Annotated in this window: 13 protein-coding genes; 7 read left to right on the forward strand and 6 right to left on the reverse strand. The window is 63.4% G+C overall.

Annotated elements, in window-relative coordinates; translation table 11 throughout:
* The first annotated feature begins 98 nt into the window (after positions 1-98).
* Complete coding sequence (locus MU516_RS06145) at positions 99-851, forward strand: DsbA family protein (protein WP_260276346.1); 753 nt, start codon at positions 99-101, stop codon at positions 849-851.
* Positions 852-871: 20 nt separating this feature from the next.
* Here the strand turns inward: MU516_RS06145 and betA are convergent, their stop codons facing one another.
* Genes betA through betI form a run of 3 tightly spaced genes read right to left on the reverse strand, consistent with a single transcriptional unit; the run spans position 872 to position 4,540 of the window.
* On the reverse strand, positions 872-2,500 hold the full coding sequence (betA, locus tag MU516_RS06150; protein ID WP_260276347.1) for a choline dehydrogenase: 1,629 nt from the start codon (positions 2,498-2,500) through the stop codon (positions 872-874).
* A gap of 31 nt (positions 2,501-2,531) precedes the next feature.
* Positions 2,532-3,971: a betaine-aldehyde dehydrogenase gene (gene betB / locus MU516_RS06155; RefSeq protein WP_260276622.1), complete on the reverse strand. Its 1,440-nt coding sequence runs from the start codon at positions 3,969-3,971 to the stop codon at positions 2,532-2,534.
* Between the two features lie 2 nt (positions 3,972-3,973).
* Complete coding sequence (gene betI, locus MU516_RS06160; RefSeq protein ID WP_260276348.1) at positions 3,974-4,540, reverse strand: choline-binding transcriptional repressor BetI; 567 nt, start codon at positions 4,538-4,540, stop codon at positions 3,974-3,976.
* Between the two features lie 86 nt (positions 4,541-4,626).
* Here betI and MU516_RS06165 point away from each other — a divergent pair, with 86 nt between their 5' ends.
* The 3 genes from MU516_RS06165 (at position 4,627) to choV (ending at position 7,549) form a co-directional block, all read left to right on the forward strand.
* Positions 4,627-5,568: a choline ABC transporter substrate-binding protein gene (locus MU516_RS06165; RefSeq protein ID WP_260276349.1), complete on the forward strand. Its 942-nt coding sequence runs from the start codon at positions 4,627-4,629 to the stop codon at positions 5,566-5,568.
* A 101-nt stretch (positions 5,569-5,669) separates the two neighbouring features.
* A complete protein-coding gene (choW, locus tag MU516_RS06170; protein WP_209056934.1) occupies positions 5,670-6,518 on the forward strand; it encodes a choline ABC transporter permease subunit in 849 nt (282 codons plus the stop codon).
* Positions 6,515-7,549: a choline ABC transporter ATP-binding protein gene (choV, locus tag MU516_RS06175; protein ID WP_260276350.1), complete on the forward strand. Its 1,035-nt coding sequence runs from the start codon at positions 6,515-6,517 to the stop codon at positions 7,547-7,549. The genes choW and choV overlap by 4 nt, the downstream gene beginning before the upstream one ends.
* Before the next feature lie 12 nt (positions 7,550-7,561).
* Here the strand turns inward: choV and MU516_RS06180 are convergent, their stop codons facing one another.
* On the reverse strand, positions 7,562-8,410 hold the full coding sequence (locus tag MU516_RS06180; protein WP_260276351.1) for an ABC transporter permease: 849 nt from the start codon (positions 8,408-8,410) through the stop codon (positions 7,562-7,564).
* Between the two features lie 312 nt (positions 8,411-8,722).
* On the opposite strand from MU516_RS06180, the gene MU516_RS06185 reads away from it, so the two are divergent.
* The 3 genes from MU516_RS06185 to MU516_RS06195 all read left to right on the forward strand — a co-directional run bounded on the left by MU516_RS06185 (position 8,723) and on the right by MU516_RS06195 (position 11,938).
* Entirely contained in the window at positions 8,723-10,003 is a 1,281-nt protein-coding gene (locus MU516_RS06185; RefSeq protein WP_260276352.1) for a KpsE/RkpR family capsule polysaccharide export protein, read from the forward strand.
* Positions 10,000-10,668: an ABC transporter ATP-binding protein gene (locus MU516_RS06190; protein ID WP_260276353.1), complete on the forward strand. Its 669-nt coding sequence runs from the start codon at positions 10,000-10,002 to the stop codon at positions 10,666-10,668. The genes MU516_RS06185 and MU516_RS06190 overlap by 4 nt, the downstream gene beginning before the upstream one ends.
* A gap of 106 nt (positions 10,669-10,774) precedes the next feature.
* The gene (locus MU516_RS06195) at positions 10,775-11,938 is read left to right on the forward strand and encodes an NAD-dependent epimerase/dehydratase family protein (protein WP_260276354.1); all 1,164 of its coding nucleotides are present in this window, start codon (positions 10,775-10,777) and stop codon (positions 11,936-11,938) included.
* Between the two features lie 175 nt (positions 11,939-12,113).
* On the opposite strand, the gene MU516_RS06200 is transcribed toward MU516_RS06195, so the two are convergent.
* Both MU516_RS06200 and MU516_RS06205 read right to left on the reverse strand, forming a co-directional pair.
* The gene (locus tag MU516_RS06200) at positions 12,114-12,923 is read right to left on the reverse strand and encodes an MBL fold metallo-hydrolase (RefSeq protein ID WP_425606822.1); all 810 of its coding nucleotides are present in this window, start codon (positions 12,921-12,923) and stop codon (positions 12,114-12,116) included.
* A gap of 132 nt (positions 12,924-13,055) precedes the next feature.
* A complete protein-coding gene (locus MU516_RS06205) occupies positions 13,056-14,981 on the reverse strand; it encodes an acyl CoA:acetate/3-ketoacid CoA transferase (protein ID WP_260276356.1) in 1,926 nt (641 codons plus the stop codon).
* Positions 14,982-15,023 lie beyond the last annotated feature (42 nt).

The raw sequence follows: 15,023 nt of genomic DNA on the forward strand, positions 1-15,023 counted from the left end.
CTAGCCTTTTGCGGCTTTCACGCAGCCGTGTTGCCGGGTTTCTTGCCAAGCGGGCGGCGGCGGGCCAAGCTGCGCGCAATCTGTTCAAGAGGATTTTGATGAAACGCCTGATCGCCGCGCTGCTTCTGACCGCCACGCCGACCTTCGCCTTCGACATTTCGGCCATGTCGGATCAGGAAAAATCTGCCTTCGGGGACGCGGTGCGCGAATATCTGATGGCCAATCCCGAGGTGCTGATCGAATCGATCAACGAGTTGGAAACAAGGCGCGCGGCGGATGCCGCGGAAAACGACAAGGAACTGGTCGCTGCCAATCAGCAGGACCTGTTCGAGGATGGGCACAGCTGGATCGGTGGTAATCCGGATGGCGACCTGACCATCGTCGAGTTCATCGATTATCGCTGCGGAGTCTGCCGACGCTTCAATCAAGAAGTCCACGACATCGTCGAGGATGATGGAAATATCCGCTTGGTCCTGAAGGAATTTCCCATTCTTGGGCAGGACAGCGAGGCGTCGTCCCGCTTTGCGGTCGCGGTCAAGCAGATCGCCGGGGACGAGGCTTACCGCAAGGCCCATGACGCACTCATCGAACTGCGCAGCCCAGCCACGATCGAGGCGCTGAAGAAGGTCGCCGAGGATATCGGCGTCGATCCCGACGAGATCGTCAACACGATGAACACCGAGCCGGTCACCGCCGTCCTGCGCGAAAACCATCAACTGGCCGAGCGCATGGCAATCCAGGGCACGCCGACCTTCGTCATCGGATCGGAACTGCTGCGCGGCGTGCCCGCCGCGGGGCTGACCGAGACCGTTTCCCAGATTCGCAACGCGGGCGGGTCCAGCGAAGGCTGACCCCGCCGCCTGGTTCGGGCCTAGCTGGCAGTTTCCGTCAGGTCCGGATCGGCCCGCATCATCTGACGCCCCAGGATATGATCGGCAGCCTTTTCGCCGGTCATGATCGAGGGGCCGTTCAGGTTGCCGTTGGTGATGCGCGGAAAGATCGAACTGTCTGCCACGCGCAGACCCTGCACGCCGATCACCCGCAACTGCGGATCGACCACCGCCATGCCATCCTCTGCGGCACCGACACGAGCGGTGCCACAGGGGTGATAGGCGGATTCGGCATGTTCGCGGATGAAAGCGTCGATCTGGCCATCGCTTTGCACCGTCGCACCGGGCTGAATTTCCTCGCCGCGATATTCGGCAAAAGCGGGCTGATCGAAGATCTGTCGCGTCATCCTGACGCAGGCACGAAATTCTTTCCAATCATCAGCATGCGACATATAGTTGAAGTGAATTCTGGGTGCGCCTGCAGGATCTGCGCTGTCCAGCCTGACCGTGCCGCGCGACTTTGACCGCATCGGCCCCACATGCGCCTGGAACCCATGCCCCTTGGCCGCCGCCTTGCCATCATAGCGGACGGCCAGCGGCAGGAAATGATACTGGATGTCGGGATAATCAACGTTCTCGCCCGACCTGATGAAGCCGCAGCTTTCGAACTGGTTCGACGCCCCCAGCCCGGTCTTTTGCAGGATCCACTCGACACCGACCCGACTTTTTCCCAGCAGATTGTAATAGGTGTACAGGCTGACCGGCTTCAGCGACTTGTACTGCATGTAGATTTCCAGGTGATCCTGAAGATTCGCGCCGACGCCCGGACGGTCGGCGCGAACCTGGATACCGTGTTCGCGCAGATGGTCGGCGGGGCCGATACCGGACAGCATCAGCAGTTTCGGTGTGTTGATCGAACTGGCCGACAGGATCACCTCTTCCCCGGCCATGACCTGTTCGATCCGGCCCTTCCGGTCGATTTCCACGCCCACCGCGCGGTTGTCCTGAAACAGGACGCGGCGGGCCAGTGCGCGGATCACGGTCAGCTTGCCGGTTTTCTTGGCGGGCCGCAGATAGGCGTTGGCGGCAGACCAGCGCCGTCCCTTCCAGATCGTCGCCTCCATCGGGCCGAAGCCTTCCTGATGCTGGCCGTTATAGTCGTCGTTTCTGGGCCAGCCCGCCTGATGACCGGCCTCGATGAAAGCGTTGAACAGGGGGTTCTTGCGCTTGCCGCGGGTGATATGCAGCGGACCGTCGGTGCCGCGCCACGCCGACCGCCCGCCATGCCAGCTTTCCATTCGCTTGAAATAGGGCAACACATCGGCATAGCCCCAGCCGATGGCACCGGATTCTTCCCAGAAATCGAAGTCCTTGCGGTTGCCGCGCACGAAGACCATGCCGTTGATCGAGGACGACCCGCCCAGCACCTTGCCGCGCGGGGTCGCCAGTTTCCGGCCGCCCAGATGTTCTTCCGGCACGGTCGAGAACCCCCAGTCATAGCGCGGCATGTTCATCGGATAGGACAGCGCGCCGGGCATCTGGATGAAGATGCCGATATCGCTGCCGCCAAACTCGATCAGGGTCACGGTCTTTCCCGCCTCGGTCAGGCGATAGGCCAGCGCGCAGCCGGCGGAACCTGCGCCGACGATAACGTAATCCGATGGGGCCATGATGCCGCAATCTCCGGTATTGAGTGGTTTCTCAGTAGGGCGCCTCGACGCCGCCCATGCCGACATAGACAGATTTCACCTGCGAATAGTGTTCGATCGCGGCGGCCGAATTCTCGCGCCCGATCCCCGACATCTTGACGCCGCCAAAGGGCATCTCGACCGGCGTCAGGTTATAGGTATTGATCCAGCAGGTACCGGCCTCAAGCCCCGCGGCGACGCGGTGCGCGCGGGTCAGATCCTGTGTGAAGACACCCGCTGCAAGACCGAAGCCGGTCGCATTGGCGCGGCGAACCACCTCTTCCTCGTCATAAAAAGCCAGCGTGGTCATCACCGGGCCGAATATTTCGTCGCGGGTGATGGTCATGTCGTCGGTTGCGTCAACGAAGACGGTGGGCGGGATGAACGCGCCCTCGCCCGGCCCACCGCACAGGATCTGCGCCCCCGCCGCCTGACCGTCCGCGATCATCGCGCGGATCTTGCCGGCCTGCGCGGCACTGACGATCGGGCCGTGCTGGGTGTCGGGGTCCAGAGGGTCGCCGATCTTCACATGCCGCAACCGTTCGGCCAGCCGGTCCAGGAACGGCTCTCGGATACCTTCCTGCAGGAACACACGGGTGCCATTGGAACATATCTGCCCCGAGGAATAGAAATTCGCCAGAACCGCCGCGCTGACCGCATGTTCCAGATTGGCGTCGTCAAAGACGATCAGCGGCGACTTGCCGCCCAGTTCCATCGTGACATGCCGCATGCCTTCGGCGGCTGCGGCATAGACACGGCGGCCGGTCGGCACCGATCCGGTCAGCGATACCTTGGCGATGTTGGGATCCGTGGTCAGTGCGGCGCCGACCTGACCCCGGCCCTGGACCACGTTGAAGACGCCTGCGGGCAAACCGGCCTCAAGCAGGATCTCGGCCAGCTTCAGCGCGCCAAGCGGGGTTTCCTCGGACGGCTTGAAGACCATTGCATTGCCCATCACCAGCGCGGGCGCCGCCTTCCAGCAGGCGATCTGGCTGGGATAGTTCCAGGCCCCGATCCCCGCGCAAACACCCAGCGGCTCGCGCCGTGTATAGGCCCAGTCCTGCCCCAGCGGGATCATCTGGCCCGTCAGCGTGGCGGCCAGCCCGCCGAAATATTCCAGCGCCTGCGCCCCCGATTCCCAGTCGGCGACCAGCGTTTCCTGAATCGGCTTGCCGGTATCCAGCGTTTCTAGCCGCGACAGTTCCGCATTGCGTTCGCGAATGATGGCAGCGGCGCGCAGCAAGACGCGACCGCGTTCCACCGGGGCCAGCGCGGCCCATGCCGGCTGCGCTTCGACCGCGATCCGGCAGGTGGCCGACACCTGATCGGTGCTGGCCTCGCGCAGCGACGCGATCTCCTCGCCCGAATAGGGGTACAGAACCGGCAGCGCCGCCCCCTCACCCTCGACGAAGCGGCCGCCGACGAACAGGCTGGCGGCAGGTTGTGCGTTCAGGCTCATGCTAGGGCCTCCTCGATATAATCCATCATGGTTTTCATGGCCGCTTCGGCGTCGGTCGGTCCGGGCCGCAGCACGGCGCGCAGATAGACGCCGTCGATCAGCGCCCCAATCGTGCGCGCGGTGCGCCGGGGGTGATCCGTCAACGGACGCAGCGCCACGATCAGATTCGATTCGAGGCGCCGATGATAGACGCGCAGCAGCCGGGCCGCCTCGGGTTCGGTCAGCGCCAACACATAGAAATTCAACCATGCGCTGATCGTTTCACGGCGAAAGTTTTGCGGCGCAAAATTGGCTTCGACAATCGCCTCGAGCCGCCGGTTGCGGCCCCGGCTTTGCAGCGCCGTCAGCACCGAAGTGCCATAGACACGCAGGATATAGCGCATCGCCTGAAGGAACATCTGATCCTTGGATCCGAAATAGTGATGCGCCAAAGCGGGCGACATGCCGGCGCGACGCGCGATCTGTGCCACCGTCACGTCCAGCGATCCGGCCTGCCCCACCTCGTGGATGACCGCGTTGATCAGCGCGGCTTTTCGGATAGGCTCGGCCCCAAGTTTCGGCATCATGCACCTGCAGTCGGAGTTTTCGGTTGCTTTTTGACTGTAACCGATCTTTAATTGACTGGTCAATCAACAATAGGGAGCCAATCATGACCTTTCCCCGCATCGCCGCCGCGCTGGTCTTGGGCACCGCGCTGACCGGCCCTGCCTTGGCCGCCGAACCCGAGCAATGCCAGGACGTCACCTTCTCGGATGTCGGCTGGTCCGACATCACGGCCACCACAGCGCTGGCCTCGACCGTTCTGCAGGCGCTGGGATACGAGACCGAGACCAAGATCCTGTCGGTGCCGGTCACCTATACCGCGCTTTCGACCGATGATGTGGACGTGTTCCTTGGCAACTGGATGCCGACCATGCAGGCCGACATCGCCCCCTATAGCGAGGCCGGCACGGTCGATACGGTTCGCACCAACCTGACCGGGGCGAAATACACCTTGGCCACCAACAAGGCCGGTGCCGATCTGGGCATCGACGATTTCGGCAAGATCGCCGAGCACAAGGACGCGCTGGACGGCCAGATCTACGGTATCGAGCCGGGCAATGACGGCAACCGCCTGCTGCTGGAAATGGTGGCCGAGGACAAGTTCGGGCTGGGCACCTTCGAGATCGTCGAATCCAGCGAACAGGGGATGCTGGCCCAGGTCAGCCGCGCATCGAATTCTGACAACCCGATCGTCTTCCTTGGCTGGGAGCCGCACCCGATGAACGCCCAGTTCGAAATGACCTATCTGACCGGCGGCGATGACATCTTCGGGCCGGATCTGGGCGGCGCCGAAGTGCGCACCAACACCCGCGCCGGCTATGTCGGGGAATGCCCGAACGTGGGCAAGTTCCTGCAGAATCTGGAATTCACCCTGGCGATGGAAAACGAGGTGATGGGCAAGATCCTGAATGACGGACAGGATCCGATGGCCGCCGCGAAAGAATGGCTGGCCGCCAATCCCGACGCCGCGACCGGCTGGCTTGACGGCGTGACGACCTTCGACGGCAACGACGCGCAGGCCGCTCTGTCCGAGGCGCTGAACGGCTGACCTCGCGCCCCGCCGTACCGGCGGGGCGATTTTCTCCGCAACTGCCACGTCGCGCCGCCGCGCAGCGGAACCGGACGCGACTTCGCGACAAGGGAATGCGCATGGAGCAGCTGACTTCGCTGGTAACCGACAACAAGATCCCGGTGGGCAGAACCGCCAAGGCCATCTTCGACTGGCTGAACGCGAATGCCGCGTGGCTTTTCAACGCCATTTCGACCGCGATGGACTGGCTGATCGGCCGGATCCTGGCCGGGCTGGAATTTCCCCACCCCTTCCTGTTCATCGCAATCGCGGTGGCCCTGACATGGGCCTTGCAGCGCAACTGGCGGCCCTGTCTGCTGGTGGCGCTGGGCTTGCTGTTCATTCTCAACCAGGGCTACTGGGATGAAACCTTGCAATCGCTGACCCTGGTACTGGCCGCCTGTATCGTTTGCATGGCGATCGGCGTTCCCATCGGGATCGCGGCGGCGCATCGGCCACGGCTTTACGCGTGGATGCGGCCGGTGCTGGACCTGATGCAGACCCTGCCGACCTTCGTCTATCTGATCCCGGCCATCGTCTTCTTCGGCATCGGTATGGTGCCCGGACTTCTGGCGACGGTGATCTTCGTGCTGCCCGCGCCGATCCGGCTGACCCAGCTTGGCATCAGCTCGACCCCGGATTCGCTGGTCGAGGCCGCACGCGCCTTCGGCGCCACCAATCGCCAGCTCCTGTGGAAGGTCGAACTGCCAAGCGCCCTGCCCCAGATCATGGCCGGGCTGAACCAGACGATCATGCTGTCGCTGTCGATGGTGGTCATCGCCGCGCTGGTCGGCGCATCGGGTCTGGGCGTGCCGGTGGTGCGCGCGCTGAACAGCGTCAACACCTCGCTGGGGTTCGAATCGGGCTTCGTGATCGTCATCGTCGCGATCATGCTGGACAGGATGCTGCGCATGGAGGGCCGGAAATGAGCGACACCTCACCCAACGCCGTGGAATTCGACAAGGTCTGCATCGTCTTCGGCGACGAGCCCGACAAGGCGCTGCCCCTGATGGACGAGGGGCTGGAACGCGGACCGATCAAGCAGGAAACCGGCCAGGTGCTGGGCGTCCACGATTGCAGCGTGAATGTCCGGCAGGGCGAGATCCTGGTCCTGATGGGATTGTCGGGTTCGGGCAAGTCCACCCTTCTGCGGGCGGTGAACGCGCTGAACGACGTCTGTCGCGGCGAGGTGCGCGTCTGGGATGGCCAGAAGATGATCTCTGTCACCGGCGCGGGCCGCAAGGCGCTGCGCGATCTGCGGCTCAGCAAGGTCGCGATGGTGTTCCAGCAGTTCGGCCTACTGCCTTGGCGGACCGTGCGCGAGAATGTCGGGCTGGGGCTGGAACTGGCTGGAATGTCGGTCAAGGACCGGCGCGACAAGGTGGATCGTCAGCTTGAGACCGTGGGCCTTTCGGAATGGGCCGAACGGAAGGTGGGCGAATTGTCAGGGGGGATGCAGCAGCGTGTCGGGCTTGCCCGCGCCTTCGCGACCGAGGCGCCGATCCTGCTGATGGACGAACCCTTCAGCGCGTTGGACCCGCTGATCCGGGCACGGCTGCAGGACGAGTTGCTGGAACTGCAGGAAAAGACCCAGCGGACGATCATCTTTGTCAGCCACGATCTGGACGAGGCGTTCAAGCTGGGCAATCGGATCGCGCTGATGGAGGGCGGTCGGATCGTGCAGATCGGCACCGCGCGCGAAATCATCGCCAACCCGGTCAACGACTATGTCGCCGATTTCGTCGCCCACATGAATCCGCTTGGGGTGCTGACCGCCGAAGACGTGGCCGAGCCCGGCGACGCCGAAGGCGCTCCGGTGCCACGCGACATGGCCGTGCGCGATGTGATGGGGCTTCTGGCGCAATCCGCAGCGCTTCCCGTCGAAGGCGGCGGACGGATCACCCGCGACGGGGTCCTTGCACGGCTGATTGATCCGCGGGGCGGACAAGAGGCAGGCTGAGGCGATCGCGCCTCAGCTGTTCAACAGGTCACGGTGATAGCGCTGCAGCAGCGCCAGCGCGACGACGAACAGGCCCAACCCCACCGCGAAGACATAGATCGCGGACACATAGTCGCCGACATATGATGGAAAGAAGGACCTTCGCATCTGTCCGATGATATGGATCAGCGGGTTGAACCACAGATAGCTGCGATAAGGTTCGGGCACGTCATCGAACACGAAGAAGATGCACGAGGCAAGAAACAGCGGACGTGAAATAATCGACCAAACCACCTGCCAGCTTGGGAAGGCGGTGAACAGGAAACAGTTCATCGTCCCCACACCGATCGCCAGGACCAGCATCATGACAAAGCTCAGCGCGATGCCCAGGATCTGCGGATCGGTGCGTGTCTCCTGGGTCAGCACGATGCCCGTGAAAACCAGATAGGCCACCAGGATCTGGGTGACACCGTTGACGGCGACCCGCCCGATAAGCGCATCGACGAAGGTCACCGCCGGATAGGCCAGCAACTGTTTCGAATAACGGATCGAAGCGGCGAGTTTGTTCGAGATGGAGTTATAGGCCAGGAACGGAACAACACCGGTGGCATAGAAGATCGCGAAGTTCGTTCCGATCGGGGGCGACCGGAAGCCAAGCGAGAAGATGGCCGTCAACAGGATAATCCCGCCCACCGGCTCGGCCACGGCCCAGAAATACCCGGCGGCCGAGCGGCCATAGGTCGTTGACATCTCGCGCAGGATCAATGCGCCGATGGAACGCAGACTGGCAAAGCTGCGCTGCTTGTGGATTTCGCGCAGGCGCGGGGTGTCGGGGCGATCGTCCCTGCGCCGCGTCGAGGTTGGAAAGGATATCTGCGACATTCGCGCCCGCTTCTGGTCCCTTGTCCGTCACGAACCCGTCAGGGATCGGTGCTGGAACTGTGCCGGGCGTTTATGTATGACACGCCACGACAGATCAACACACAGGCGGGAGATCCGCGCATGTCCGCCCAGACGCCTACTCGCAAGCCCGAAGACCAAAACGACGCGGACCGCTCCGATCCCCAGGCCGACCAGCGGCCCGGCTTTCTGGACCGTAAGAATATCGTCTCCCCGCTAGGCAAAGAGTCCCCCGAACCGGAAAAGTCAGAGTCGACCGGCAAAACCCCTGCCGCCAATCCAAGGGCCCGCAAGATGCGCGGCGGCAAACGGGCGGCCATACGAGGTTCGGACGCGGCGCCTCCGCCTGATGACAGCACGGCAACGGCTGTGCCGCGCGCGCCGGTCAAGCTGAGGAAGGCGGCTGCGGCGTCAAAGCCGCCAAAGCGCAAGGCCGCGCGCGAGGAACCGGTGCGGCCTCCGGCCCGAAAGGCCCACCTTGCGCGTCGCCATATCGGCATCGTGCTGACCTTCCTGCTGATGGTGATCGCGCCTGTGGCGGTCAGCGGTTGGTATCTGTACACACGCGCCGCCGACCAATACGCATCGTTTCTGGGCTTTTCTGTGCGCAGCGAATCCGGCCCGACCTCGTCCGATCTTCTTGGCGGGCTGACCTCACTGGTCGGCATGACCAGCAGTTCCAGCAGCGACACCGACATCCTGTACAAATTCATCCAAAGCCGTGATCTGGTCGAACGGGTGAACGCGCGGCTGGACCTGGCCGAGATCTGGTCCAAGGCGCCGAACGATCCGATCTTTTCCTTCTCGGGCAATTCCTCGCTGGAAGAACTGCTTGGCGAATGGGAACGGAAAGTCAGCGTCTACTACGATGACGGCATGATCGATCTGCGGGTCAAGGCATTCGCGCCCGAAGACGCCCGGGACATCGCGCAGGCGATCTTCGACGAAAGCACCTTGCTGATCAACCAGCTGAACGACATCGCCCGCGAGGATGCGCTGCGCTATTCGCGCACCGAACTGGCTGAATCGCTGGAGCGTCTGAAGGACGCGCGGCAAGCCGTAACCGAGTTCCGAAACCGCCACCAGCTTGTCGATCCGACCGCCGATGTTCAGGGTCAGGTGGGCGTCGTCACCTCGCTGCAACAACAGCTTGCCGAACAGCTTGTCTCGCTGGGGATGCTGCAGGCGAATGCCCAGCCAAACGACCCGCGCATCGAACAGACCCAGCTGCGCATCAACGTGATCCGCGACCAGATCCTTGCCGAGCGCCAGAAATTCGGGTCCGAGACCGCAACCGGCGAGGTGCTGTCCGAAGTGGTCGGCCGCTACGAATCCCTGTCGGTCGATCGCGAATTCGCCGAACGGACCTATACCGCTGCGCTGGCCGCCTATGACACGGCGCGTGGCGAGGCCGCGCGTCAGTCGCGCTATCTGGCGGCCTATATCAAGCCGACCCTCGCACAAGAGGCTGAATACCCCGAACGCGCCAAGCTGATGCTGATCATCGGTGGCTTCCTGATGGTGACCTGGGTGATCGGCGTGCTGATCTTCTACAGCCTCCGCGACCGGCGATGATCCATCTTGAAAACCTGACCAAGATCTACAAGCTGAATGGCCGCCGGAAGCCGGTGGCCAACAATATCACCGCGACGTTTCCCACCGGCGTTTCGGTCGCCCTGCTGGGTCGTAACGGGGCGGGAAAATCGTCGCTGCTGAGGATGATCTCGGGGTCGATGCTGCCAACGTCGGGACGGATCCTGTCCACCGGCACGATCAGCTGGCCGGTCGGCTTCTCGGGGTCGTTCAATGGCGAGTTGACCGGCGAACAGAACACCCGTTTCGTCGCCCGCGCCTATGGCGTCGACACCGAGGAAATGCGCGACTTCGTCGAGGATTTCGCGGAACTTGGCGATCATTTCTATCTGCCGTTCCGGACCTATTCGTCGGGGATGCGCGCAAGGCTGGCCTTCGGCGTGTCGATGGCGGTGCCGTTCGACACCTATCTGGTCGACGAGGTTTCGGCGGTCGGGGACGCGGCGTTCAAGGCCAAGTCGAACCGCCTGTTCAACGCACGCATGGCGAATGCCGGCGCTCTGGTCGTGTCGCATTCGATGCGGATGCTGCGCCAGACCTGCGATGCGGGCGCAGTGCTGGAGAATGGAAAGCTTAGCTATTTCCACGATATCGAGGATGCGATCGAGGTGCATCTGGCGAACATGGCACGCGCGGCGGCCGGCTGATCGGCAAGGATTGCGACAGCTTCGTGTCAGTGATGTTGCACGGCTGGCGTCCGAAACGCGGGCGTTCTAAGAAGCGGGCGAAACGACAGGCTACGAAGGCATCCTCATGAAGATCATCGTTCTGGGCGGAGACGGTTTCTGCGGTTGGCCCACCGCCCTGCATCTGTCCGCCAGAGGCCACGATGTGATCGTCGTGGACAATCTTTCAAGGCGCAAGATCGACGTCGAGCTGGAGGTCAGCAGCCTGACCCCGATCCGCCCCCTGGGCGAGCGTGTGCGCGCGTGGAACGAGCTGACCAACCACGCGATCCGGGTCGAGAATTTCACCGTTGGTGAACACTATCACCGGCTTCTGACCCTGCTGCGCGAGGAACAGCCCGATGCGGTGATCCATTTCGCCGAACAGCGCGCCGCGCCCTATTCGATGAAGTCCAGCTGGCACAAGCGCTATACCGTCAGCAACAACCTCAACGCCACCAACGACGTGCTGGCGGCGATCGTCGAAAGCGGCCAGGATATTCACCTGGTCCATCTGGGCACGATGGGCGTCTATGGCTACGGCACTGCGGGCATGAAGATCCCCGAAGGCTATCTGGATGTCCTGGTCGAGACCGAGAACGGCCCCCATCGGCAAGAGATCCTGTATCCCGCCAATCCGGGCAGCATCTACCACATGACCAAGACCCAGGATCAGCTGTTCTTCTTCTATTACAACAAGAATGACGGGGTGCGGATCACCGACCTTCATCAGGGCATCGTCTGGGGCACGCAGACCGAGGAAACCCGGATGGACCCTCGGCTGATCAACCGCTTCGACTATGACGGCGATTACGGAACGGTCCTGAACCGTTTCCTGATGCAGGCGGCGATCGGCTATCCGCTGACCGTGCACGGCACCGGCGGACAGACCCGCGCCTTCATCCACATCCAGGACACCTGTCGCTGCATCGAACTTGCGCTGACCAACCCGCCCGCGCGGGGCGACCGGGTGAATATCCTGAACCAGATGACCGAGACACACCGGGTCCGCGATCTTGCCAAGATGATCGCCGACCAGACCGGCGTCGAGGTCGCGTTCCTGAAGAACCCGCGCAACGAGGCTGACGAGAACGATCTGCACGTCGCCAACGACCGCTTCCTAGGGCTGGGGCTTGACCCCATCAAGCTGCAGGACGGCCTGCTTGCCGAGGTGCAGGAGATCGCGCGCAAATACGCCGACCGCTGCGACCGCGACAAGATCCCCTGCGTTTCGCAATGGCGCACCGGCTGACGCGCTTTCCAAACCGGAAACGACAGAATTCGGACCATCCTATGGAAAAGGCTCAGTACTCGGAATGCTGTCCGGCGATGGGTGCCTGACAGCAGCCGGACAACCGTTGTCTGAGGCAGGGGAACGGCGGGACAGCCCCGGCGGGGGCACGGATCGTCGCGCGTGAGCGCGATCTTCAGTCCGACAGCGACAGCGACCGCGGCTCCAGCACCATCACCGTGGGTTGTCGGGGCAGGCTGGACAGCGACACCGTCAATTCGCTGCCGCCCACCCGCTGGATCAGGAACTGATCCGACATTCCGGTCAGAAATGCTTCAAGCCGCGAGGGGCCGAACCAGTGCATCGGGATGACGACCGAACTGCGCAGCCGTGAGACGACGCGCATCATCGCGTTCAAGTCCATCGTATAACTGCCATCGACCGGGACCATCAGCACATCGACCCGCCCCAGCGCCGCATATTGCGCGTCGCTGAGTTCCTGATGCAGATGGCCCAGATGCGCGATGCACAGATTTGCGGTCTCGAACACGAAGATCGAGTTCGCGTCTTCCTCGACAGTGCCCCAGCTGCGGATATCAGAGGTCACGTTGCGGATCAGTACCTCGCCCAGTTCCAGGTGATGATCGGCGGCAACGCCGAAGCTGTCCTCGGACCAGCCGCGCAACACATGCGGGATTCCCTCGATGCGGTCGGTCCAGTGCGAGGAATGCGCACGGTTCATCGTCACCACGTCCGGGCGGAACCCGGTCGGCCCCGGATTGCCGTTATAGTCGGTGATAATCGACACTCCGTCCTCGGTGCGGATCAGGAACATCGAATGCCCGACATAATGGATGCGGACGGCGCCTTCCGGCGCGGGATCTGTCCATGCCGCCCGGTGCAGATATTCGATCCCCGGCGCGGCATCGGCGATCGCGATGCAGTGGCTGAACCGGCGCGACTGCTGCGCGTCGGCGGGTTCTGCGGCCACCAGCGCCAGGCCCATCAGGACGACGGCGGAAAGAACGGTCCTGAATGTCATCGCGAAACGCTGGCCCATGAAGAACAGCATAGCTTCGCCAGCAGCCTTCACCCAAAGCCTGCCGCGTCACTTTCGCGTGACATGAACGGTGCCTGCCTAATTGTCGCGCAGTGCCGCGCGTGCCGCCGCCTCGCTGTCATAGATCGTCGGGCGGCGGCACGCCTGCAGCGTTTCGCCCAGGCGACGGCGCAGGAACGCGCTTGAGGAATAGCGCGTCACCCGGCCATACAGGCGTGTTTCCAGATCGCCGACCATCTCGGACCAGTCATGGGACACGCGGTCGTCGATGCGGGTCAGGTCATAATTGACGACGACATCGACGCGGCGGCCCAGCCCGCCGATCTCGGCCTCGACGGCGCGGCGCACGGATGCCACGTCGTCTGCGTCCCTGATCGTCATGCGCGACAGGTTGATGAACAGCATGTCCCGGCCGGCGTCGAAATGGACCCGCCGGCCAAGCGGGATATCCAGCATCTGATCGCGCAACCCCATCGGCTGATCACGGAAGATGCGCGGGTCCATCCGGGCGGGCCGGTCCATCAGCGGTGCAAAACCCATCAGCGGCAACACATCGCGATCAGGGTCGATGCCGGGCGCGATCTCGGTCAGGCGAAGTCCGTCGTGATGCAATTCGAACACGCAGCGTTCAGTGACGAACATCACCGGCCGTTGCAACTTGCGCGCCCGGCTGCCCGAAAAGGTGATCTGCTGGACCGTCTGGATGAATTTCTGCGCCCGCCCCTCGGTTCGGATCTTAAGGCGCCCGTCACCGATCGCGATATCCAGCCCGCCTGCGGTAAAGGTGCCCGCGAAGACCAGCCGTCGCGCGTTCTGGCTGATATTGATGAAGCCGCCAGCCCCGGCCAGCCGCGTTCCGAACCGGCTGACATTGACGTTGCCGTGACGGTCGGCCTCGGCCATGCCCAGGCAGGCCATGTCCAGCCCGCCGCCGTCATAGAAGTCGAATTGCTGGTTCTGGGCGATGATCGCCTCGGTGTTGATCGCCGCGCCGAAGTCCAGCCCCGACGCGGGCTGGCCGCCGATCACACCGGGTTCGGCGGTCAGCGTCACGTGGTCCAGCAAGCCTTCCTCGGCCGCGATCGAGGCGACGCCCTCGGGCATGCCGATGCCCAGGTTGACGACACCGCCAATGGGCAGTTCGAACGCACAGCGCCGCGCGATCACCTTGCGGATGTCCAGCGGCAAGGGCGTGGTCCCGTCCTGCGGCGCACGAAACCTGCCGGTGAAGTAACGGTTATACTGCGTGGCATAGGTCTGCGGGTGCAGTTCGGGCGGCGCCACGACCACGGCATCGACCAGCGCGCCGGGAATGACGACATCGCGCGCGCACAGACTGCCACCAGCAACGATCTGGTCAACCTGAACGATCACCACGCCGCCCGAATTCCGCGCCGCCATCGCCTGCGCCAGATTGTCCAGAATCAGCGCCTCGCGTTCCATCGTGACATTGCCGCGCTCATCCGCGGTCGAGCCGCGCAGCAGCGCGACGTGAATCGGCATCGCGCGATAGAACAGACGCTCGGTACCGTCGATCGTCGTCAACTGGACCAGTTCATCGGTCGCGGCGTCGCTGATCCTGCCCCCGCCAAGCCGAGGGTCCACGAACGTCTCCAGCCCGACATGGGTCAGCGTTCCCGGCTTTCCCGCGGCGATATCGCGATACAGATGGCTGATGACGCCTTGCGGAAAGTTCCAGCCGGCGATCTCGCCCCTCACCGCCCGCGCGCCAAGGGCGGGGATCAGCCCCCAGTGACCGCCGATGACGCGGGCGACCAGGCCAGGCGCGCAAAGACGGTCCAGCCCGCGCCCCTTGCCGTCGCCCTGCCCCGCCGCGAAGATCAGCGTCAGATCGCGCGGCTCGCCTGTGGCCTCGAATCGATCGGCAACCGCCTTCAGCAACCCGTCCGGCACCCCGGCACCGACAAAGCCCGACGTCGTCACCGTATCGCCCGAATGGATCAGGGCGGCGGCATCGCGGGGCGAAACGACCTTTTTCGGCATCGTGTCCTCGGAACAGCGGATCAGACCAGCTTAGCCCGGACC

This window comes from Paracoccus maritimus, from assembly GCF_025195095.1.
GTDB classification, from domain to species: Bacteria; Pseudomonadota; Alphaproteobacteria; order Rhodobacterales; family Rhodobacteraceae; genus Paracoccus; species Paracoccus maritimus.

Coding starts and splice junctions, on each gene's coding strand:
- MU516_RS06190 (WP_260276353.1), top strand. CDS start 10,000: ATGATCCATCTTGAAAACCTGACCAAGATCTACAAGCTGAATGGCCGC.
- choV (WP_260276350.1), top strand. CDS start 6,515: ATGAGCGACACCTCACCCAACGCCGTGGAATTCGACAAGGTCTGCATC.
- MU516_RS06180 (WP_260276351.1), bottom strand. CDS start 8,410: ATGTCGCAGATATCCTTTCCAACCTCGACGCGGCGCAGGGACGATCGC.
- betA (WP_260276347.1), bottom strand. CDS start 2,500: ATGGCCCCATCGGATTACGTTATCGTCGGCGCAGGTTCCGCCGGCTGC.
- MU516_RS06165 (WP_260276349.1), top strand. CDS start 4,627: ATGACCTTTCCCCGCATCGCCGCCGCGCTGGTCTTGGGCACCGCGCTG.
- MU516_RS06200 (WP_425606822.1), bottom strand. CDS start 12,923: ATGGGCCTGGCGCTGGTGGCCGCAGAACCCGCCGACGCGCAGCAGTCG.
- betI (WP_260276348.1), bottom strand. CDS start 4,540: ATGCCGAAACTTGGGGCCGAGCCTATCCGAAAAGCCGCGCTGATCAAC.
- MU516_RS06195 (WP_260276354.1), top strand. CDS start 10,775: ATGAAGATCATCGTTCTGGGCGGAGACGGTTTCTGCGGTTGGCCCACC.
- choW (WP_209056934.1), top strand. CDS start 5,670: ATGGAGCAGCTGACTTCGCTGGTAACCGACAACAAGATCCCGGTGGGC.
- MU516_RS06145 (WP_260276346.1), top strand. CDS start 99: ATGAAACGCCTGATCGCCGCGCTGCTTCTGACCGCCACGCCGACCTTC.
- MU516_RS06205 (WP_260276356.1), bottom strand. CDS start 14,981: ATGCCGAAAAAGGTCGTTTCGCCCCGCGATGCCGCCGCCCTGATCCAT.
- MU516_RS06185 (WP_260276352.1), top strand. CDS start 8,723: ATGCGCGGCGGCAAACGGGCGGCCATACGAGGTTCGGACGCGGCGCCT.